This window comes from Polyangium mundeleinium, from assembly GCF_028369105.1.
Classification (GTDB): domain Bacteria; phylum Myxococcota_A; class Polyangia; order Polyangiales; family Polyangiaceae; genus Polyangium; species Polyangium mundeleinium.
Window position 1 is genome coordinate 9802054 of record NZ_JAQNDO010000001.1, and the last position, 21692, is coordinate 9823745.

At 69.3% G+C, this 21692-nt stretch carries 13 protein-coding genes; 6 read left to right on the forward strand and 7 right to left on the reverse strand.

Annotated features, from left to right (window positions below):
* Window positions 1-271 precede the first annotated feature (271 nt).
* From POL67_RS38620 to POL67_RS38630, 3 genes are all read right to left on the reverse strand, one after another.
* Window positions 272-1837, reverse strand: coding sequence for a vWA domain-containing protein (locus POL67_RS38620; protein WP_271925713.1), 1566 nt, complete (start codon window positions 1835-1837; stop codon window positions 272-274).
* A gap of 241 nt (window positions 1838-2078) precedes the next feature.
* Complete coding sequence (locus tag POL67_RS38625) at window positions 2079-4631, reverse strand: HEAT repeat domain-containing protein (RefSeq protein ID WP_271925714.1); 2553 nt, start codon at window positions 4629-4631, stop codon at window positions 2079-2081.
* Window positions 4632-4714: 83 nt separating this feature from the next.
* Complete coding sequence (locus POL67_RS38630; RefSeq protein WP_271925715.1) at window positions 4715-5980, reverse strand: hypothetical protein; 1266 nt, start codon at window positions 5978-5980, stop codon at window positions 4715-4717.
* A gap of 213 nt (window positions 5981-6193) precedes the next feature.
* Here POL67_RS38630 and POL67_RS38635 point away from each other — a divergent pair, with 213 nt between their 5' ends.
* The gene (locus POL67_RS38635) at window positions 6194-6925 is read left to right on the forward strand and encodes a TIGR04282 family arsenosugar biosynthesis glycosyltransferase (RefSeq protein WP_271925716.1); all 732 of its coding nucleotides are present in this window, start codon (window positions 6194-6196) and stop codon (window positions 6923-6925) included.
* A 7-nt stretch (window positions 6926-6932) separates the two neighbouring features.
* Here the strand turns inward: POL67_RS38635 and POL67_RS38640 are convergent, their stop codons facing one another.
* Entirely contained in the window at window positions 6933-7769 is an 837-nt protein-coding gene (locus POL67_RS38640; protein ID WP_271925717.1) for a phosphocholine cytidylyltransferase family protein, read from the reverse strand.
* Window positions 7770-8448: 679 nt separating this feature from the next.
* Between POL67_RS38640 and POL67_RS38645 the strand changes: the two genes are divergently transcribed.
* Window positions 8449-9762 carry an inositol-3-phosphate synthase gene (locus POL67_RS38645; RefSeq protein ID WP_271925718.1) on the forward strand — a complete coding sequence of 438 codons (1314 nt, stop codon included), beginning with the start codon at window positions 8449-8451 and terminating at the stop codon, window positions 9760-9762.
* Here the strand turns inward: POL67_RS38645 and POL67_RS38650 are convergent.
* Both POL67_RS38650 and POL67_RS38655 read right to left on the reverse strand, forming a co-directional pair.
* Window positions 9753-10076 carry a TMEM165/GDT1 family protein gene (locus tag POL67_RS38650; RefSeq protein WP_271925720.1) on the reverse strand — a complete coding sequence of 108 codons (324 nt, stop codon included), beginning with the start codon at window positions 10074-10076 and terminating at the stop codon, window positions 9753-9755. The genes POL67_RS38645 and POL67_RS38650 overlap by 10 nt on opposite strands.
* 49 nt (window positions 10077-10125) lie before the next feature.
* The gene (locus POL67_RS38655) at window positions 10126-11250 is read right to left on the reverse strand and encodes a diacylglycerol/lipid kinase family protein (protein WP_271925721.1); all 1125 of its coding nucleotides are present in this window, start codon (window positions 11248-11250) and stop codon (window positions 10126-10128) included.
* 272 nt (window positions 11251-11522) lie between these two features.
* On the opposite strand from POL67_RS38655, the gene POL67_RS38660 reads away from it, so the two are divergent.
* Window positions 11523-12185 (forward strand): hypothetical protein, encoded by a 663-nt coding sequence (locus POL67_RS38660; RefSeq protein WP_136969244.1) that lies wholly within the window; start codon window positions 11523-11525, stop codon window positions 12183-12185.
* Between the two features lie 109 nt (window positions 12186-12294).
* On the opposite strand, the gene POL67_RS38665 is transcribed toward POL67_RS38660, so the two are convergent.
* The gene (locus POL67_RS38665) at window positions 12295-13935 is read right to left on the reverse strand and encodes a SulP family inorganic anion transporter (protein WP_271925724.1); all 1641 of its coding nucleotides are present in this window, start codon (window positions 13933-13935) and stop codon (window positions 12295-12297) included.
* 193 nt (window positions 13936-14128) lie between these two features.
* Between POL67_RS38665 and POL67_RS38670 the strand changes: the two genes are divergently transcribed.
* The 3 genes from POL67_RS38670 to POL67_RS38680 are packed head-to-tail and all read left to right on the forward strand — an operon-like array spanning window position 14129 to window position 21690.
* Window positions 14129-15589: a complex I subunit 4 family protein gene (locus POL67_RS38670; protein ID WP_271925725.1), complete on the forward strand. Its 1461-nt coding sequence runs from the start codon at window positions 14129-14131 to the stop codon at window positions 15587-15589.
* 7 nt (window positions 15590-15596) lie between these two features.
* Window positions 15597-19532, forward strand: coding sequence for a putative inorganic carbon transporter subunit DabA (locus POL67_RS38675; protein ID WP_271925727.1), 3936 nt, complete (start codon window positions 15597-15599; stop codon window positions 19530-19532).
* Window positions 19525-21690, forward strand: a complete 2166-nt coding sequence (locus tag POL67_RS38680; RefSeq protein ID WP_271925728.1) for a proton-conducting transporter transmembrane domain-containing protein — start codon at window positions 19525-19527, stop codon at window positions 21688-21690. The genes POL67_RS38675 and POL67_RS38680 overlap by 8 nt, the downstream gene beginning before the upstream one ends.
* Window positions 21691-21692: the final 2 nt, after the last annotated feature.

Genomic DNA, 21692 nt, shown 5'->3' on the forward strand with positions numbered 1-21692 from the left:
ACCAAGCGCCCAGGCAGCGTGGCAAGCCCGGTCGGTTCGGGCGCGGCAAGGGTACACCCGTCGACGCGCTCCAAACGTTGGGGCGCCGGGACGGCTCGAGCGGTTCACGCGCTCCAACGTTTCAGGCGGCGGGAGAGGTGGAGCGGTTCACGCGCTCCAACGTTTCGGGCGGTGGGAGAGGTGGAGCGGTTCACGCGCTCCAACGTTTCGGGGCGACGGAATGGCCCGCCCCTTCGCGCGTCTCGAACCGAGGACGTCGAGCGAGGTCAGCTCAGAACTGCGGGTGCTTTTCGAGAAGCGAGACGATCTCGGCGATGACCGGATCGGCGAGCTCCGGGTCATACGCGAGGGCCGCGTCGTGCGCCGCGGTGAGGGTCTTCTTGCTCGGCCGCTTCAAGGCCTCTGCGTACATGACGATCACCTTGCCCTTCGGCAGCCCCTTCTTTTGCGCGGCGAGCAGCTCGCCGATCGTCGTCGTGACCTCCGTCGTTTGCTTGGTGTACGTGATGGGCGTGGTCCAGACGGCGCGAATCGTGACCAGGTCGCTGGGGTTGATGACCGACGCGTCGCAGGCTTCGAGGACCTGGCTGAAGATCAACGCGTCGTTGGGCGCGAGGTGCTGCGGCTCCACCTCCGGCTTTTCCGTCGCGTATTCCTCGCCGTAGAACTTGTGGATATTGAAGTACCAGGGGAGCTTGAACTCGACACTCACGCTCCGGGCCGCGATGTCCATGGTCTCGTCGAAGCGCTTGGCGAACATGTTCGCGGCCTCCTCGGCGGAATCGAGGTACACGTACGCGCCCCGGCCCTTGTCGGTCAGCGGATCCATGACCGCGTCGTTGTGCGTGAGCGCCGGGCCCGTGGCGACGCCGAGGAGGTAGATGCCCTCCTTGTCGGCATCCGCGGCCGCCATCGCAATACGAACTCCATCCGTGACGCCAACGTTCGCGCCGCCGTCGCTGATCAGGACCACGCGATTCAATCGCCCCGGCGCATAATGCTTCTGGGCGAGGTCATAGCCTGCATTCAGGCCACTCGCGAGATCCGTCCCGCCGCTCGCCGTGAGGGCATTGACGACGGAGAGGATCGCGACATCGTTCGGGCCCGTAACCACGTGATCGGCGAGCAGGACGTTGTTCGCTGCGCCCCACGTGACGATTCCCACGAGGTCGCCGGCCGCGAGCTGCGACGCAATGGCCAGAACGGCGGCCTTCGCCCGCGTGAGGCCCGGGCCCTGCATGGAGCCCGAGGTGTCGACGAGGAAGGTGATGTTCATCGGCTTTCGCGGCTGGATCGCATTGAAGGAGCGCAGGGCGACCTGGAAATAGAGCTGCGCAGGGGCATCCGCGACGGCTTCGAGCTCGGGGAAGAGGGAGAGCTGGCCTGGTGGGGCCGCGGGATACTGGATCTGGTAGTAGTTCAGGAATTCGTGCGTTCGGATCTCGCTCGGGAAAGGCTCCATGCCGAGCCGGAGCAGGTCGCGGACGTGGACCGGCGACGCCATGGAGTTCGAGTCGTCGGCCGAGACGAAAAAGGTGGCGGGCTCGGACGGATCGATGCCCATGCAGCCGACGGGCGGCGTGGCGGGGCCGTCGAACACCGCGACGAGGGTGTCGTCTGGGTGAGGCGGCGGCTGGTTGCCGCCGCCGGTCGTGCCGCCCGTGCTGCTGCCTCCCGGCTCGCCGCCAGCGCCGCCACTGCCCCCACTGGCGCCCGTGCCCGGCGACACGAAGGGCTCACCGGTCTCGTCGGCTGCGCACGCGGCGAGGCCAAGGCCGCCGATCCAGGCGGCGCAGAGCGCAGAGAAGACGAAGGAAAGAGAAGACGATCGCTTCATGGAAGACCTCCAGGCGAAAGGAAGCGTGGCAAGGTCCGTGCCCTCCCGCACCCGGCATCTCTGCCGCGAGGCCCCAAAAACGAGCCGCGCCCCGGCCCAAGATGACACAGATCCAGGGAAAAAAGACAGGGCCGACGCGAAGGGCAGGGCCTCGGCGCCGGTCCTTCACGCGCGCGAATCCGCGGGCGCCGGGTCGACGGAATGGTTCGTCTTGTAAACCGGTTTTGGGGAGGCCGCTCGCCTACCGCGCGAGCTGCGCCGGGACCGCGAGCCGGATCGTCCCCTTGGGGACCTGGAACTCGAAGAACGCGCCTCGCCGATCCGCGATCCCCATGCGGAGGAGCCCGTCCTCCCGCACGAGCGCGTAAGGCGCGCGCGCGAGCGGCTCGTCCTTGCCGTCGGGCGCGACGAACACGAGCACGTCGTCGGTGCCCGGCGTTCGCACGGGAGGACGCGCGCAACGGTTCGCCACGGTGGCGTTGCGATCCTCGCCAGCACATCGCGCGAGCGCGCGACGCTCGGTCTCCTTGCCCGTCTGCGCCCGCGAGACGTCCCGCCAGAGCGCCTCGGCCGCCGCGAGGCGTACGGCTTCGGAACGATCCCGCTGGAGGAGGCCCATCACGAGCCCCGCCTCGCACGAGGCGCCCGCGAGGCCGAGCGAGACGACAGCGTTGGCCCGCACGTAGGGCCGCGGATCGGCGGCCGCGCGGCAGAGCGAGGTCTGTACGTCGGCCGCCGCGCCCTCGCGCGCCGCCACGCGACCAAGCGCGCCCGCCGCGTTGCCCGCGACGGCCACGTCGGGATCGGTCACGGCACGCGTGAGCGCCGCCAAGGCGTCCTTCTTGCCGACGGCGCCGAGCGACCAGGCCGCGTTCGCGCGCACGCCGGGATCGGCGTCGCCGAGCAGCGGGACGAGCACCGACGCGGCCTCCGGATGCCCCGCGAGCGCCTCGGCGACCTTGCGCCGATCGTCGATGCCCGACGCGACGAACCCACGCAGGACCTTGCTGCTCGCTTCACCGCGCATGCGGCCGAGGCCCTCCAGCAAGGCATCCCGCGCGACGTCGGGCGACGACGGGAGGGCCGCACCGACACGCGCTGCGAGCGCCGGATCCGTCGCACGCGAGAGCGCCCCCGCGAGCGCGAGGCCAATCGCCCCGCGATCTTGCTCGGCCGCGACCTGGAGCCGCTCGAGGAGCTTCGCCGCAGCCGAGGGGCCGCCCGCCCGCGCGATCGACGCCGCGGCCGCGAGCCGCACATCCGCCGCGTCGTCGGCGATCGCGTCGAGCAGCACGGCCTCGACCTTCGGCGGCGCAGGCGCGTACGCGCCGAGCGCTTCGAGGACCGCGAGCCGGAACGAGCGGGACTTCGTGGTCGCGAGCGGCAAGAGCACGTCGTGCGCGCGCGGCGAGCCCGTGCGACCGAGGAGCCGCACGAGCTCGATCTTCTCGTCGGGCGGGGTCGCCGCGTCGAGCAGCATGGCCCGCGCCGGATCGACCGCGCGCCCGTCGGGCCGCGCCGGATCGAGCAGCTCCGAGGCTGCGCGGATGGCCTCGCGTCGCACGGTGGGATCTGCATCCGACAGGAGTTCGAGCACCGCCGGGAGCGCCTCCGACGAGCCAAGGAGCGCGAGCGCGCGGAGCCCGTGCTTGAGCGGCAAGACGCCCCGCTGCATCGCGCGCACGGTCGGCTCGAGCCCCTCCTTCGCGCCGAGCGCGCCGAGCACGAGCGCCGCGCCCGCCGCCGTGGACGGCGAGGGCGAGCCCGACAGGACCGCGACGAGCTGCGGCGCCGCGCTCTTGCCTGCCGCGACGAGCGCCTCGCGGACCGGCGAACGCGGCGCGGAAGGATCGTCCTTGGCAAGCGCGCCGATGAGCGCACGCACCGCGCTCTCCGAGCCGATGCGGCCGAGCGCCCGCAGCGCCGCGGCGCGCACCTCCCCCGCGCCCGCGCTCCCCTGCCCCGGCCTCACGCCCGGCATGGTGGTGGGCGCGAGGACCGCGTCGCTCCCCGCGTTCGCTTCGAGGAGCGGCGCAATCGCCGCCGTGGCCTCGTCCGAGCGCAGCTTGCCGAGCGCGGTGACGGCCTCGACGCGCACGTCCTGCGAGCCGTCCTGCAGGGCGATCATGAGCGCGCTCGTGGCGCGGGCGTCCCCGAGCTCGCCGAGCGCACGCGCCACAGCGCGACGCACCTCCGGCACGGCGTCCTGCACCTTGCCGATCAGCGGGACGACGGCGCGTGGATCGGCGAGCCTGCCGAGCGCGCGCGCCACCTCGACGCGCACTTCGAGCGCGCTGTCGTCGAGGTGCCCGAGGAGCGGCGAGACCGCATCAGGCAAACCCGAGCTGCCCATGGCCGACGCCGCCGCGACGCGGACCTTCGCGTCGGGATCCCCGAGCACGCGGCCGAGCGCCACGACGCTTCGATCTGTGGGCGATGAGCGAATGACGTCACAGGCCGCGAGCCGGAGCCTCGCGTCGCCCTCGCCGAGCCAACCGATGACGAGGTCCCCCGCGCGCGACAAACGCAGCGCGATGGCCGCCTCGGCTGCGGCGAGCCGCACCTCGACGTCCGGATCACCGAGCGCACGTTGCGCGAGCGGGACGCCGAGCTCCGAGGGGAGCTCGCCGATCCGCTGCGCCGCGGCGCGCCGCTCGGAGACGTCGGGCGAGGCGAGCGAACGAGCGATGCGCTCGGGCACGTTGGGCCAGACGAACGCGTCGGCCGCTCCGCCCGAGAAGAGCGAAAGCGAGACCCCGAGCGAAAGGAGGCCGGCTCGGACGAGGCTACGCATGCGGATCGAGCGCGTGACCGGACGCACGACGCGCACCGTACCATGTTTTGTGGGTCGAGCCGGCGCCTCGCGAAGCGCGAGGTTCAGGAAAGCGGAGGAGGCGGAGCACTGTTCCGCGTGGCGATGGGACGCACGCTCTCCTGTTCACGCACGGGCGTAACCACGCTGGCCGGCGGCTGCGGCTCGGCGGCGGCCGTGCGCTCCTTGGGACGGGCCTTTTCGGGCGGCGGCGCGGCCGCGCGCAGGTTGATGAGCTTGTTCAGGAGGTCGAACCAGAACGGCGCGCCGAGCGCGATCGCGATCGCCGTGAAGAGCCATCCGCCGAAGCGACGCCCGAACCCGCCGAGCGTCGCCGGCACCGAGCGTCGATCACACGAGACCTCGGCCGTCGGCGTGCAGAAAAACGCGCGCCCCTCGGGCCAGCCCATCGGCAACGTGAGCTCGTCGAGGCCCCGCTTCACCGCGACGACGCGCTTGCGCACGAGCTCCTCGGTCTTCTTCTCGTCGACGAAGACCTCGGACGGCTTTGCGTTCGCGTTCGCCTTTTGCTCCGCCGCGACTTCTGCGGCCGTCTTCACCACGGCCGACTCCGACTTCACGCTCTCGGCCACCGCCGTCGCCACGGACTCGCGCAGTACGGCGTCGCGGTTGAGGCTGTCGAGGACGAGGAACGTATCCACGTTCAGCACGACGGCCGCGAAGAGCCCCACGGCGACGATCAGGGTGTGCGCCGTCCGCTTGTACCAGCCGGAGACGCTGTCCATCGCGCGATCGAACCAGGCGGCGATCTGCTGGTTTGCGTCCTCGAGCGTCTTGACGCTCGCGTCCGACACGAGCGCCGTGAGCGCGACGCGCGTATCCTCCTCGAAGTCCTTCGCCTCAGCGAGACGCTTCTTGAAATCGTCGAGGGTCACCGCGCCCTTCTTCGTCGCGCCCTCACCTCCGCCCTCGACCTTCGGCCAGAGGCTGCGGAAGAAGCCTCGGAGCGCGCGGAGCGGGATCGCGAGGATGCCGCGAAGCAGGCCCATGCGCTCCGGCCGTCGTGATTGATCCGTGCCGTCCTTCCATCCCGTGACCGTGTCGATGAGCGCGCGCGCGAAGAGGTCCGACGGGATGTACGAGGGGTCGCTGTCGTTGTCCTTCGTCAAACCGTCGATCAGCGGATGTGCGTACACCTTGTCCGTCAGCGTGCGGTCCTTGAGGAGCCGCTCGATGCCTTGCCGCAGCGTGACGGAGCGCAGCGACAGGATGCCGGAGATCGCCTCCGTGACGGCCGAGGCGATCACGCTGAGCAGCATGAAGACAAAGGAGATCCCGATCGCGACGTCGAGGATGGTCGATATGGACACGGCTACCTCCTCGCCGGCGGGACGCCCTGCCACGGGCCTCCCGGCGCCCCTGCCCCCCATGACCACGGACGCCGAGCCGACACGCTCATGGTCTCAGAGGATCCTCCGCCACGCAATCGATGCCAGGACAAAGAAAGGCCGCACTCGGGGGCCGCCTTCGAATCGACCTCCTCTCGCTTGGCCAAGGACACGAAACTCGTGGTACGACGAGGCGTGGCCGACCATCGCGCCCGCCCCACCGTCCGCCCGCAGAGGCTCGCGCTCGGCGTCCTGGCTCGTGCTCCGATCGCGGGTACGACGAAGCCTCGCCTCTCTCCACCGCTCTCCCCCGAGGCCGCAGCGGAATTCGCGTCGGCCCTCCTCGGCGACGCGCTGAACATGCTGGCCATCCTGCCGATGGCATATCGCGCGGTGCTCAGCGTGTCCGACGAGGAGAGCGCAGCGCTGCAAAAGCTCATGCCCGGACGATGGCAACACGTCGTCTCGGCCGGCACGACGAGCGTGGAACAGCGGCTCGGCCACGGGCTCGCGCACCTCTTCACGTCGGGCGCCGAGGCCGCGGTGATCGTCACGACCGACGCGCCGTTCATGCCGCTCGACGAGATCTTCGAAGGCCTGCTCTGGCTCGCCGCCAAGCGAAAGCGCCTGCTGCTCGGGCCGACGGGGCCGGGCGGCCTTTACCTCCTCGGCACGACGCAACCCGAGCCCGCGCTCTTCGACGGCGTCGACTGGACGTCGCCCGGCGTGCTCGAACGCGCGACAAAACGCGCCGCGGAGCTCGGGCTGGAGACGCAGCTCCTCAAGCCGACCTACGAGATCGATACGCCCGAGGATCTCGATCGTTTCGCCCGAGATCTCTCGAGCGGCACGGGCGGCCCGGGGATGGCCGTGCCCGCGTGCGCCGCGTTTCTGGCGCGCACGGGCATCCGCCCTTTGAATCGCTGAACGGGTTTTACTCGGCGTCCGCGGCCGAAGCGGGCTGATACCCCGCGGCCCACGAGCGGCTCACCGGCGCCACGCGATCGGAGGGACGCGGATACGTGTCGCGATCGAGCCCGTCGCCGAACATGCGCAAAAGGGCCTCGGCCTGCTCCAGCGCGGCCGGCGTGTCGACGTCGATCCACCGCGCGTCGCCCGCGTCGCACGCGAAAAACATCCCCTCGTCGGCGAGCGCACGCACGCCCTCCGAGAGCGAACAATCGCCCTTCGCCGTGTACACGCGATCCAGCGCTTCGACAAGCGAGGGGCCGATGCGGAACACGCCCGTGTCGAGCGCGTCGTAGGCCGCGATCTCCTTGCCGATGTCCACGATGCGCCCGCGCTCGACGCGCACCTTCGTGGCGTCGTCGAGGTCGAAGCAACGCGGGATGTCGTAATCGACGGCGAGCGCGGCCGCGCGGCTCGGCAGGTCGAGCGCGGCGAGCCGACGCACGATCGCCGGCGCGTACAGGTGGTCGGCCATCGTGAGCAGCGTCCCCGGGATGACGTGCTCACGCGCGGCGAGCAGCGACACACCGTTCTTGCGCTCGTACTGCGTGTTGCTCACGAACGAGATCGACAGGCCGAGGGAGCTCTCGCCGAGCGCGCGGCGAATGAGCTCTTCCTTGTACCCCGTGACCACCACGACCTCGCGGATCCCCTCGGCGCGCAGCGTGCGGAGGATGCGAACCAGAAGCGGAACCCCGGCGACCGGCTTGAGGGGCTTGGGTGCGATCTCGCCGCTCACGAGACGAGAGCCGGTACCTGCCGCGAGCACGATCGCCCGCTCCATCGTTCGTTTTTCAAGCATGGAAGGTGCGTTGCCCAATCCGAAGGCGCCCCTCGTAGCACGCCTTCTACCTGCGAAACAATTCCCTTCGGGCCGCTTTCAAAACGCGGTGTTCCGGCGCCTCACAGTGTTGCAAAAGCGCTACACCCACCCGATTCCGACGCGCGGAGCCGAGCGCCATCACGACCGCGCATCCGATGGGGATCGGTGTGCGACGCGAGGGAGACGCATCTCCATTCAAAGCAAGCCGGAGGCCAGCGGCGCCGCTACCGCGCGTTCGCACCTCACGCGTGTGGTTCCAGCAAATCGAGCTGAAACTTCGCAGCGACGTCGTTCACGCGCATGCACACGAGCGAGGTGAGGCGTGCGCGTGGCGCGACAGCCTGACGTCGTTGCCAGACCCCGCGGCGAACGTTCGCGTCATCGCGCAAGCGAGCGTCGTGAGGCGCGCGGTCAGCCGATCCGAGCCGTGGAATCCCGCGTCCGCGACGTGACCTGCGCCGTGTCCACCCCGTTCGGGTCAGACCCCACGCGCCGTGGTCGTTCGTGTCCCCGCGGGGATCGCGCTGACACCGTGCACACGCCGCGCGGCACGTCATGCTCCGGGGGTCGACGTTTGCAAGCGCCGCTTGAGTGTCATGCGGCGTTGGCCTAGACATGCCCCCCCGGGGCGATCGACGGGACATACGGAGGAGCGGGAGTGAAGCAGCCGAAAGAAATCACGAAGGCAGAGGGCAAGCTCGGCGTGCTCCTGCCGGGGCTCGGTGCGGTGGCGACGACGACGATCGCCGGCGTGATGTTGGCCCGCAAGAATCTGGCGTTGCCGATCGGATCGCTGACGCAGCTCGGGACCATCCGGCTCGGCAAGCGCACGGACAACCGCTCGCCGCTCATCCGCGACTTCCTGCCGCTCGCGTCGCTCGATCAGCTCGAGTTCGGCGGCTGGGACCTCTTCCCTGACACGGCGTACGAATCCGCGAAGCACGCCGAGGTCCTCGAGCAGCGCCACCTCGATCAGGTGCGCGACGAGCTCTCGCAGGTCACGCCGATGAAGGCGGTCTTCTACCCGGAGTACGTCAAGCGCCTGCACGGCCCGCACGTCAAGACGGGCGCCACGAAGGCCGACATGGTCGAGCAGGTGCGCGACGACATCCGCACGTTCCTGAAGACCAAGGGCTGCTCGCGCGCCGTCGCCGTGTGGTGTGGCTCGACCGAGGTCTACTTCCCGCCGGGCGACGTGCATGCGTCGATCGACGCGTTCGAGGCCGGCCTCGCGCGAAACGATCCGGGCATCTCGAACTCGCAGATCTACGCCTGGGCTTGCCTCAAGGAGCGCGTGCCCTACGCGAACGGCGCGCCGAACCTGACGGTCGACTTCCCCGCCGCGTGGGACCTCGCGAAGAAGCTCGAGGTGCCCATCGCCGGCAAGGACTTCAAGACCGGCCAGACGCTCATGAAGACCATCATCGCGCCCGGCCTCAAGGCGCGCATGCTCGGCCTCTCGGGCTGGTTCTCCACGAACATCCTCGGCAACCGCGACGGCGAGGTGCTCGACGATCCCGATAGTTTCAAGTCCAAGGAAGTCTCGAAGCTCGGCGTCCTCGAGTACATCCTGCAGCCGCACATGTACAAGGAGCTGTACGGCAAGCTCTACCACAAGGTCCGCATCGAGTTTTACCCGCCGCGCGGCGACGCGAAGGAGGGCTGGGACAACATCGATCTCTTCGGATGGCTCGGCTATCCGATGCAGATCAAGGTGAACTTCCTCTGCCGCGACTCGATCCTCGCCGCGCCCATCGTGCTCGACCTCGCGCTGCTCATGGACCTCGCCTCGCGCGCGGGCTTCGGGGGCACGCAGGAGTGGCTGAGCTTCTACTTCAAGAGCCCGATGACCGCTCCGAACCTCTATCCGGAGCACGACCTCTTCATCCAGTCGATGAAGCTCAAGAACACGATGCGCTGGATGATGGGCGAGGACCTCATCACCCACCTCGGCAACGAGTACTACGACTGATCACGCGCCGACGGGGGCTCGCCCGAACGAGCCCCCGGCTCCTCCTTCGCGCCCACCAGATAGATCACGCCGAGCACCACGAACACGAGCCCCGCCGCACGCTTGACCCAGATCGCCGGCACGTGGCGGCTCACGACCTCCCCGAGCAGCACCGCGACCGCGCTCGTCGAGACCAGCGCGAGCGCCGAGGCCGCGAAGACCACCCAGCGCGACGACCCGCTGCCGGCCAGCGTGAGCGTCGCGATCTGCGTCTTGTCGCCCATCTCCGCGAGGAAGATGGCGGCGAACGTCGAGGCGAAGAGCTTCCAGTCCATCCGCCGATCGTGACGCGCGCGCGCGCCACGAACAAGCTCACCGCGCCTGCTAGCCCCGCGGCGGCGCGTAAAAATCGACGATGCGGATCGGTTCGGTCAGACGAACCCGGATGCTCTTGCGCTCTCCCCGCACATCGCCGCCGATCTGGAACGCCGTCGGCGGGTCCATCTCGATCGTGATGTCGTCGACGAAGAAATCGAACGTGTTCTCGAGGTTCTCGTACTCGCCGCGCCAGATCGTCTGGAAGTTCGATACGAAGGCCACGGGCGAGAGGTTCGTCACCCGGAGTTGCATGCGGTCCGGTCGATCCTCGGCGTACGGGAACATGCGCAGGCCGAAGCCGTAATACGGGATCGTCGCGACGCACGCGAGCTTCGCCGGCCCCTCGTAGATCACGCCGCCCTTGCGGATCGGCGCGCCGAGGATCGAGCCCTTCTCCCCCACGCGCACGGCGTCGCTGCCCGTGTTGATCACCCGGCAGTGCGGCGTGCGGCGCACGAAGTAGCTCGGCAGCGTCTTCGTCGTCGCCGCGATCGCGTAGGACACCATGCCCGGCGCGATCCGCTTCAGCGGGCCGCGCGCGAGCAGCCCCTTCACCTGCGTGTAGTCCTTGAGCATCTGCGCATCGATGCCGAAGCCACAGAACGGCGAGAGGACGCCCTCGGCCTCGACGAGGCGCAGCCAGCGGCTCCCCGCGTCGGCGCGCAGGCGCGAGAGGTCCACCGCGAGCCCGCGGAACCCGCCCGAGCCTTTTTCGCCCGCGCCGCTCGCGCCGAGCACCCACGCGAGCGAGTTGCCCGTGCCGAGCCGCAGCAGGCCGAAGCGCGGCATCGGCGCGCTCCTCCGCTTCGCCTCGTTCACGACGGCCGTGACGACCGACGTGAACGTCCCATCTCCGCCGCCGGTGAGGATCGTCCCGTAGCCGCGATCGACGAGGATCCGCGCGATGCCCTCGCTCTCCTCGACGCTGCGCGACACGAAGAGATCGCCGCTGTCGAGGATCTGATCGAGCGTCTCGATCACCTCGGCCGTGACGCTCTTGGCGTTGCCGTTGACCACCACGGCGATGCGCGGCAGGGCCGGCCCGCCGGACCGGGCCGCCTCCGAGGGCCGCGAGGAGGCCGCCTCGAGGTCCGTTCCAGGGGGCAGGGGCACGTCGGTGCGAGAGGCCATGGGCGGCGGATCTAGCACGAATGCGCCCTCTTCCCCGCCTGGCCCCTCGGCTCCCGGGGCGCCAGATCTAGCCTTGTCCGTCCGCCTGCCCGGACACAAACTGACCATACGTCCGAAGTTTCTGGACGGACTGGCTCAAATTTTGGTAAGGCGACGGGCGTATAGCCTTCACGTGCACTTGACAGCCGTCCGGCTCGAACCGTACGGCGCGCCCCAGTTCGCGTGGCGATACGCGTGGGACGGGGATTATCGCAGAAGCGGGACGCAGCGACATGGCGAAATCGACAAAGACGAAGAGCTCGGAGAAACGCTCCGCGAAGAAGAATTCGAGCTCGCGCGCGAGCGGCGACGCCCCGAAGTCCGGGACGAAGGCCCGGGAAAAGGACGACGACGCCAAGGGCTCGAAGCGCAAGCTCGGACTGCGGGGAGCCGCGCCGTGGGCCGCTCGCCACGCGGCCAAACACGCCGCCGAGGCGCGGGCCCGGGCCGCCGAGCCTGCCCCGCCGGGCAGCGCGCGCGCCACGATCCGCGTGCCGGAGGGGGCCGACGCGATCAAGGCAAAGATCGCTGAGCTCCACAACCAGACCACGAAAATCCGCACCCTGCGCAAGCGCATGGAGAAAGGCTTCTTCGACATCGGCCTGGTCCTCGCCGAGATCCAGGAGCAACAGCTCTACCAGGCGAAGGGCTACGGCTCGTTCGAGGCCTTCCTCGAGCGCGAGATCGACTTCGGCAAGCAGACCTCACTGAAGCTCGTGAAGCTGTCGAAGGTCTTCCAGCGCGAAGCCGCCCTCGACCACGGGATGGACCGCTGCATGATGGCCCTCGCTGCGCTCGACGGCGAAGCCGCGCCGAAGGCCGCGCCCTCGACGCCGGGCCCCATGGCACCGCTGCCGCTGCCCCTCAAGCCCCCGATGCGCGCCGCCGGCGGCTGAATCGAGGCGGGCCGGGGCTCCCCGGCCCTAGCTTCGAAACCACGACGTCCCCCTCCCCGGAGCGCTCCGGGAAGGGGGACGTTTCGTTTTCAGGTCCAACGACGCTGGCTCAAGGCGTCGAGCCTGCGCGCTCCAGCACCGCCTTCCGTCGCGCCGCGAGCGGGTGCTCCGACAGGCTGCGGTGCCGGTCGAGGCCGATCACCTCCAGCGTGCGCCCGCTCCGCTCGAACTCACCCCGGAGCTCGTGCAGCTTCTCCATCACGGTGTGATCCACGAGGCGGGCATGGTCGAAGTCGACGACCACGTGCTTCGCCTCGTGTTTTGCGAGCCGCCCCTTGATCGAGAGGTAGTTGCTGAACACCGCGGCGTGCCGGATCCGCAGCACGACGCGCTCCCCGACCAAACGCTCCTCGATGTCGGGCCGGAACAGGCTCTTGATGGGCGCCCCGTTCACCACGTGCACGACCATCTTGATCACGATGCCAGCCGCCACGCCGACGAGCAGGTCGGTCGCGAGCGTCACGACCGTCGTCGACACGAACACGAGGAGCTGCTCGCGGCCGACGCGGAACGTCTTGACGAACTCGTGGGGGGAGGCGAGGCGCGTGCCCGTGTAGATCAGCATCGCCGCGAGCGCCGCGAGCGGGATGCGGTGGATGAGGCCGGGCAAGAACGCCACGAAGAGCAGCAAGAACAGCCCGTGGAAGAAGTTCGATAACTTCGACCGCGCGCCGTAGCCGATGTTCGCCGAGCTGCGCACGATCTCCGAGATCATGGGCAGGCCGCCGAGGAGGCCCGCGATCAGATTGCCGACGCCCGTCGCGAGCAGGTCCTTGTCGAGGTCCGAGCGGCGCTTCTCCGGATCCAGCGCGTCGACGGCCTTGGCGCTGAGCAAGCTCTCGATGCTGCCGACGAGCGCGAACATCACGATGTACTTGAGCGACGTCCCCGAGAGCACCGCGCTGAAATCCGGCGTCGTCACCGCCGCGAGCACGTTTCCCGGGAGGTTCACCAGGAAGTTCGGCCCGATCTTGTAGTCGTGGTGGTTGATCGAGAACGTGTACGTGTGCTCGTGCTCGAGGTCGAACACGTGCGCGAGCAGCACCGCGACCGCGAGCACGAAGAGCGGCGCCGGGATCTTCTTGAGGAACGAAAATCGCTTCGCGAGCACGGGAAACGCGAAGAGGATCGCGAGGCTCACGCCGCCGATGATCGCGATCTCCGGGTTCAGGCGGCCGACGCTGCGCGGGATCTCGAAGAGCAGGTGCAGCGGCTCCTTGGCCTCGGGCGTCACGCCGAGCGCCACGTGGATCTGCTTCGAGCAGATGATGATGCCGATCGCCGCGAGCATCCCGTGCACCACGGACGACGGAAAGAAATCGCCGAGCGCCCCCGCGCGCGCGAGGGCAAACCCGATCTGGAGCACCGCGGCGACCACGATCGTCGCGAGCGCACGGCGATACCCGACCGAGCCATTCCCGCTCCCGAGCTCCGTCACCGCGCCGAGCGCGATGACGATGAGCCCCGCGGCCGGCCCTTTGATGGTGAGCGCAGCGCTGCCTATCCAGGTGGCGACCACGCCACCGATGACGGCCGTGATGATGCCTGCCACGGGCGGAAAACCGCTGGCCATGGCGATGCCCAGGCAAAGCGGTAAGGCGATGAGAAAGACGAGAAATCCGGCGACGAGGTCGTTCCGGATGGAAGGCGCGCCCGTGGGCACCCCGGCGCTCTGGTCCGGCTTGTCCATAAAACCCTTTGCGGATCGGTCACGGACGTCGTGATTCCGTTCCCCACGACGTCGGTCGTGCGATCCGATCCACAAGACGGATCGAGGCCACGGGCAGGTTCCCGGGAACCAACTTGCCGCTCGTCCCGTCCCACGACGCAAGCAAGAAGCAGCACGCGCAGGGACGATTCGTCCCTGCGGTGAGCATTCATTTATGCCGAGCCTTCTCCTGACGATTTTCCCGCCCTTGCTCGGCGCGATCCTCGTCATTCTGCTTCCTCCTGGGAACGTCCGGTGGATCAAAGGCGTCGCCCTCTTCCACGCGGCGCTCGCATTCATCGCGTCGTGGAGCCTCGTCCCGTCGTTCGACAGGACCACCTCCGCGCTCCAGTTCGTCGCGCCATTCCCGTGGTCGCCGGATGCCGATGGCGCCGCCGCGCTGGGCGTCGACGGCATCTCCTTTCCCATGGTGCTCCTGACGACGCTCGTGATGCTGATCGCGCTCATCGCGTCGCTCCACAACACGCACCGCGTGAAGGGGTATTTCGCCTGGTTTTTGCTCCTCGAATTTGCGGTCCTGGGCGTCTTCACCTCGCTCTCGTGGTCGCTCTTTTACGTCTTCTGGGAGCTCACCCTCGTCCCCTTGTTTTTCCTGGTCAGCGTGTGGGGCGGGAAAAACCGGTCGGCCGCGAGCATGAGCTTCTTCCTGTACACGCTCGCCGGCTCCGTCCTCATGCTGGTCGCCATCCTCGCGCTGCACCTCTCGGTGCCGAAGCACGGGTTCGGGATGGTCGAAATGCAGAATGCGAGCGCCGGCCTCGGCCGCGCGACGCAGGTCCTGCTCTTTCTCGGCCTCTTCGCGGGCCTCGCGGTGAAGATCCCCGTCTTCCCGCTGCACGGATGGCTCCCGCTTGCCTACGTCGAATCCGAGCCGCCCGTCAGCATGGTCTTTTCGGCCGTGCTCGCGAAGATGGGCGCGTACGGCCTGCTCCGCCTCACGGCGCTCTTGCCCGCCGGCGCGGAGTCGCTCGTGCCGCTCCTCTTCCTGCTCGGCCTCGTCAACATCGTCTACGGCGCGCTGCTCGCGTTCCGCCAGCCCGATCTCAAGACCATGGTGGCCTATGGCTCGATGAGCCACATGGGCTTCGTCTTGATCGGCGTCTCCTCGCTGAACGACGCTGGCCTCACGGGCGCCACGATGCAGATGTGCACGCACGGCGTCTCCAGCGCCGCGCTCTTCCTCCTCGTCGGCGCGCTCGAGCGCCGCACGAAGACCCGCGATGTGCGCCAGTACGGCGGCCTCGCGAGCGTCACGCCGCGGTTCTTCGTGGCGCTCTCCCTCGCGCTCCTCGGCTCGATGGGTTTGCCCGGGCTCGCCGGGTTCGTCAGCGAGCTGTCCACGCTCGTCGGCACGTTCCAGCGGTACGAATATTTTGCTGGAATCGCGACCGTCGGCGTCCTCATCACGGCCGGATATTCGATGCGCGCCATCGGCCGCCTCTTCTTCGGCCCCTTGAATCCCCGCTGGAAACACCTCCGGGACCTCGAACCGCGGGAGCTCGTCGCTGCCGCGCCGCTCGGGTTGCTCATCGTCGCGCTCGGCGTCGCCCCGCGCGCCGCCCTCGACCTCGTCGCCGCCACGGTCTCGCACATGGCGACGCTCTTCCACGGATGAGTCACGTATGCGCGCACTGCCTTCCGCCGTCACGCGCGGCATCTCGGTCGAATCGAGGAAACACCTCGAACACCAGATCCACCACATCTCCCACGTCCTGCCCGGACAGGGGCCGATCGCGACGTTCATCCACCACAACACGCTCCACGGCTTCCAGCACCTGCATTTCGAGGAGGCCGTCGTGGAGGCGCGCCGCGTGCTCGGCGGACGCGGATACCTGCCGCTCGACGAGTATCGACGGCTCTACGCCCTCGGCCGGATCACCGACGCGGACCTCGAACGCGCGCGCCGCGAGCGAAATGGCGCGGCCGAGCCCGAGCCTCTCCTCCGCATAGGCGATCGAACGATCACCACGCGGGACGTCGAGCGCCTCGCCTTGCTGCACGGCCTCGACCCGCTCGAACCCGGCGAGGGTGCCGAGGCTCGATTCGGGCCGGATGTTTTCTCCGTTCTTCGGCCCGAACTCTCCGCGGAGGCCCGCGAACACCTGCTCGCCGCGGCGAAACGTGAATTCGAGGCCGCGCTCGCGCGTATCGGCCACGATTTCACGGTCGCCGATCTCCTCGCCGATCTCCTCGCCACGCCCGTCCCTGCGGCCGTGCTCGAAGAGGCTTGCCTCGATGGATCGACGGACGAAAGCGCCGATCCCGACGCCGTCCCCCGCGCGCTCGAAACGCTCGGGATCCCCGAGGAGGCGCGGGCCGGCTACCTCGACCTCGTCCGCGACAAACTCGCCTCCGGACCCGCGAAAAACCGCCCCGAGCGCTGGCTCGAAGCCGAGGTGCGCAAGGTGCGCCGGGTGCTGCTCGCCCATTTCGGCGCCGAAGGCGCGCTCCCCGCGATCGCCGAACGAATGCGGCGTGATCCCGAGGGACTCGCCGTCCTCTCCTTGCTCCGCGCGAGCCTCGCGAGCTTTGGTTTGTCCGATCCCTTCTCGCCGATCCACGCCGAGAACCTCACGCCCGAGGAGCCCGTGGGCGCGCGGATCGAGGCGCTCTTCGAACGCATCGAGCACCTCGAAGCCTGGGGCGGCCCGGCCATTCCGCTCGACGCCGAGCTCGCCGCGCGGGTCCGCGACACCGTGCGCGCGCACCTCGAAGAGCGGGACGGCGCGCTCGGTCCCCACGCCGGCGCGGCCACCAGCGAAATCGCGCGTCTCTGCCTCACCGTCGTCCACGACCTCGGCCCCGATCACCTGCGCCGGCGTGGGTTCGAGGCGCTCCGGGCGCTCGAATCCGCGTTTGGCGGGCCGCCGTCGAGCGAAAGCCTGATCGCCGAGCTCACCACGCGCGATCCTCGCCGGCAGATGATGGAGCACGCGGCGCGCCGATGGGAGGAGCACATCGGCAAGGTCGGCCCCGAGACGTGCCACCGCGATTTGCTCCTCGCGCTCACGGGCGAGGACATCCACGAAAAGATTCACCCGCAGATCATGCGCGTGACGATGGCCTTTCTCGACGAGGGCCTCGCGGCCTGGCACGTCGCGGGCCGCTCGCTCGGCTTCTACGACGCGTTCCGCAAGATGGCCGAGCACGACCAATTCTTCGAACTCGAAGATTTGCCGGGGGCCCGCGACGCGCTGCGGGAGCTGCCGCCGCTCGCCGTCGACGCGATCCTCCAGAGCCTCGAACGCCTCGGCGTGCCCGAGCCACACTGGGGGCCGTATCTCCGCCGCATCTGCGTGGGTTTGCCCGGGCTCGCGGGCATGGTGCACTGGCGCGAGACACACCCCGATTATCCGGCGCAGCGAGCGCACCCGATCGACCTCCTCCAGTTCCTCGCGGTGCGCCTCTTCTACGAGGTGCTCTTCGTGCGGCGCGCGTCCTTGCGCGCCTTCGGGCATGACGGCGACATCGACGCCTTCCGCCATTATTTCTCGAACCACCTGCCGGAGCTGCTCGTCCGGCATGCGCTTTTTCTCGGCGAGCTGCCCGATTTCCTCGCCGAGCGCGCGCGCGCCTTGTTCGAGGCGCGATCCGCGGGCGCCGCGGCCAGCGACGAGGGTGCCCTCCTCCGCCTCGCCGACATGGTCTTTGATCTAAAGCAGAGCGCCGAGCACGTGAACGGCGGGCATTCCGCGCGGCATCACGCGTTCCGCCTCTTCTTGCTCGCGCAGCACCTCGGCGTCTCCCCGGGCGAGCTCCGTGCGACCTCGCTCGAAGGCGCCACGCGTCTGCTCGCGGCGCTCGACGCGTGCAAGCCCGACACCCTCACGCCGCTCTGGCAGTATGCCTACGAGATCCATTACCGCGACGGCGTGCTCGAAGCGCTCACCCAAAACGTCCGCGAGCGCAAACCGTATGCGGGCCGGCGCGAGGCGCAGATCGTCTTCTGCATGGACGACCGCGAGGAGTCCATCCGCCGGCACATCGAGGAGATGCGGCCCTCGTACGAGACCTTCGGCGTCGCGGGCTTCTTCGGCGTGGCGATCGCGTACGAGGCGCTCGGCGCGCGCGAGGCCGTGCCGCTCTGTCCGATCGTCGCGACGCCCGCAGCGCAGCTCTGCGAGGTCCCGCGCCCCGAGGCGATGCACGCGTGGGCCTCGCGCTCGCTCCGCACGCGCGCCCTCGCGGCGCTCCGCGACGTCATCCGCGAGGTCACCCGCAATCCCGTCTCGTCCTATTTCGTCATCGACATCCTCGGGTTCTTCTCGCTCTTCCCCGTCCTCGGCCGGCTGCTCTTCCCGCGCGCGTTCGATCGCATGTCGCGGCGCGCGAAGGACGCCGTGCTCCCGGCCGTCGAGACCGAGGTGCCGCTCGATCGGGAGCGCGAAAAAGGTACGGAGCCCAAACAAGGCTCGCTCCGGAAAACCCATTTCACCCTCGCCGAGCAGGCGGATCGGGTGGCGGCGCTCCTCCGAAACATCGGCCTCGTCCGCGACTTCGCGCCGGTCGTCATGCTCTCCGGCCACGGCTCCGAGAGCCGCAACAACCCGCACCTCTCCGCGTACGACTGCGGTGCGTGCGGCGGCAAGCACGGCGGCCCGAATGCCCGCGTCTTCGCGCGCATGGCGAACGATCCCGAGGTCCGCGCCCTTGTGCGGGAGCGGGGCATCGACATCCCGGATGATACGTGGTTCCTGGGAACCGAGCACAACACCGCGACGGACGAGATCCTTTATTTCGACCTCGGCGACGTCCCCCACGACGTCCGCCCCGCCGTGGAAAAGCTCCGCGGCGTGCTCCAACGCGCCCGGGAACGCTCGGCGCACGAGCGGTGCCGCAAGTTCGAATCGGCCCCGAAAAACCCCACCCCGGCCCGCGCGCTCCGGCACGTGGTTGGCCGCGCCGCGGACCTCTCGCAGGCGCGCCCCGAGCTCGGCCACGCGACGATCGCGTTCGCGGTCATCGGACCTCGATCGATCTCGCAGGGCGTCTTCCTCGATCGTCGATGTTTTTTGATCTCGTACGATCCTGCCATCGACCCCGAGGGCACCATCCTCGAAGGCACCCTGCTCGCCGCCGGCCCCGTCGGCGCGGGCATCAGCCTCGAATATTACTTCTCCACGGTCGACAACACGACGTACGGCTGCGGGACGAAGGTCCCCCACAACGTCGCGGGGCTCATCGGCGTGATGGAGGGCGCCTCGGGGGATCTGCGCACGGGTTTGCCCCGGCAGATGATCGAGATCCACGAGCCGATGCGACTCCAGATGCTCGTCGTCGCGAAGACCGAGATCCTCGGCAAGATCTACGAAAAGCAGCCGGCCATCCGCGAGCTCGTAGGCAACGCGTGGGTCCACCTCATCGCGATGGATCCGGAGACGGGCGCATGCATGTCGTTCCAGCCTGGAAAAGGCTTCATCCCATGGGAGCCGCAGGACCTCCCCGTGAAGACGGTGAAGGCCTCCGCGGCCTGGTATTCGGGCACGCTCGACTTCCTCCCCCCGGCGTTCATTCGCCCGGACAAACCCACCGCGCGTGGACAGGCGGCCCATGCTTGAACGTCTTGCCGTTCTGATTCCGCTGCTCCCGCTCGTCGCGGCGACGCTCATCGGCCTCTGCGCCCTGCGCGGGCGCCCGCTCCGCGAGCGTACGACGAGCCGGCTCGCGCTCGGCGCGACCTTGCTCGCCTTCCTCGGCGCCGGGGCGCTCCTCGTGCGCTCCACGCTCGGCGCCGCGCCCGCGACGGTCTTCATCGCGCCCTGGATCGAGACCCGCGCCTATCAGGCGCCCCTCGAACTCCTGCTCGATCCGCTCTCGGCGTCGCTCGCGCTGCTCGTCACCGGCTTCGGCGCGCTCGTCCTCAAGTTCTCGACGAACTACATGCACCGCGAGGCCGGCTTTCCCCGGTTCTTCGCGGTGATGTGTTTCTTCCTCGCCGCCATGCTCCTGCTCGTGCTCGGCGGCAACCTCGTGATGACGTTCGTGGGCTGGGAGGGCGCGGGCCTCGCGTCGTACCTGCTCATCGGATATCATTACGATCGCAAAGCACCTGCGCGGGCCGCGACGTACGGGTTCGTGACGAACCGCATCGGCGACGCGGCCTTCCTCTGCGCGATCTTCATCGCCTGGCACGAGCTCGGCACGGTCAGCTATGCGTCGCTGTTCCGCGCCGCGGAGACCACGAACCACGGGGCGCTCTCGGCGCTCGGGTTTTGCCTCCTCGTCGCGGCGGCCGCGAAATCCGCGCAGCTCCCGTTTTCGCCGTGGATCTCGCGCGCCATGGAAGGCCCCACGCCTTCGAGCGCCCTCTTTTACGGCGCCGTCATGGTCACGGCCGGCCTCTTCCTCGTGCTGCGCATGACCCCCGTGCTCGTGCACGCGCCCGACGTGCTCCGCGCCATGGCCGCGCTGGGCGCGGCGACCGCACTGTATGGCGGGCTCGTGAGCCTCGTGCAGACGGACGCGAAGAGCGGCCTCATCTTCTCCACGGTGAGCCAGCTCGGGCTCATGTTCCTCGCGGTCGGGCTCGGGGCCCGCGGCATTGCGCTGTTTCACCTCTTCGCGCACGCGCTCCTCCGCGGCGCGCAGTTCCTCACGGCGCCGAGCACCCTGCTCCTCGTCACACGCGACGAACCGTCCCGCGAAGAGCGCCCCGTCGCGGGCGAGGTCGAGCCGGCCTTCTGGCTCTTGCTTGCGGGGCTGCTCGGCGTCCTCGCCTTGCCCTTCCTCACCGAGATATGGGCAGGCCCGGACGCCCCGCTCTCGCCCGGCGCGTTCCTCTCCGCGGCGGGCGCCGGCATGGCGCTCTTCTGCGGCGGCCATTATCTCCTCCGGTTCGCGCAGCGGGGCCTCGCGAATGCAGGAAATGGCGCCGAGTGGAAGACCGTCTCCTCGTTCGTCGAATTCGGCCCGGCGTGGATCGCCCCCGCGGTCGTCGGCGCCGTCAGCCTCTCGCTCGGCCTTGCGCCCGGCGGACGGCCGCACGGCCTTTTTCACCTCGTCCTCGATCCCTTGCTGAAGCGGGGTGGACTCGGCCGCGCCGCGCATCCTTTCTGGGCCTTTGGCCTCATGCTCCTTCTCGGATGCCTGCTCGTCGCGGGCTGGGCGACGGCGCTTTATTTCCACCGCGCCGCGCCCGAGCGACCTGGCATTTTGCCGACGCGCCTGCGAGGCCTCTACGTCACCGCGCTCGCGCGCTTCTGGCTCGAACCCCTGTACGAGCGCCTCCTCCTCGCGCCCATTCTCCGGCTCGGCCGCGCGCTCGATCGCCTGGACGGCTCGCTCCTCGATCGCGCCTTCGGCCGCCCGCTCTCGCCCGAGGACGCGCCCGCGCCGCTCGCGACGTTCCAAGAAAAAGTCCTCGCCGGCGAGATCGACGACGCCGATCCATTCGCCGCCGTGCGCGTGGCCCTCGAACGCCAGACCACGAGCGGCGCGGCGACGGCGCACGGGGACGAACCTCCGCCCGCGCCCGGCGCCGAGGACGATTTCGCGCGGGGTCGGGGCATCGCGGGCCGGATCGTCCAATACGCGGCGGCGCTCGCGCACCTCATCGAGAAACACATCGTCCGGCGCGCGATCGGCCGCGGCATCCCGATCACCGGCGACCTCCTCGGCCGCACCCTCGATCACGTCGAGGCGCTGCTCGAAAGGCCCGTCGTCGTCGGGGCGCTCGTCGTCCTCTCGCTCTTCGTCGTCGTCCGCTGGGCCGTTTGACC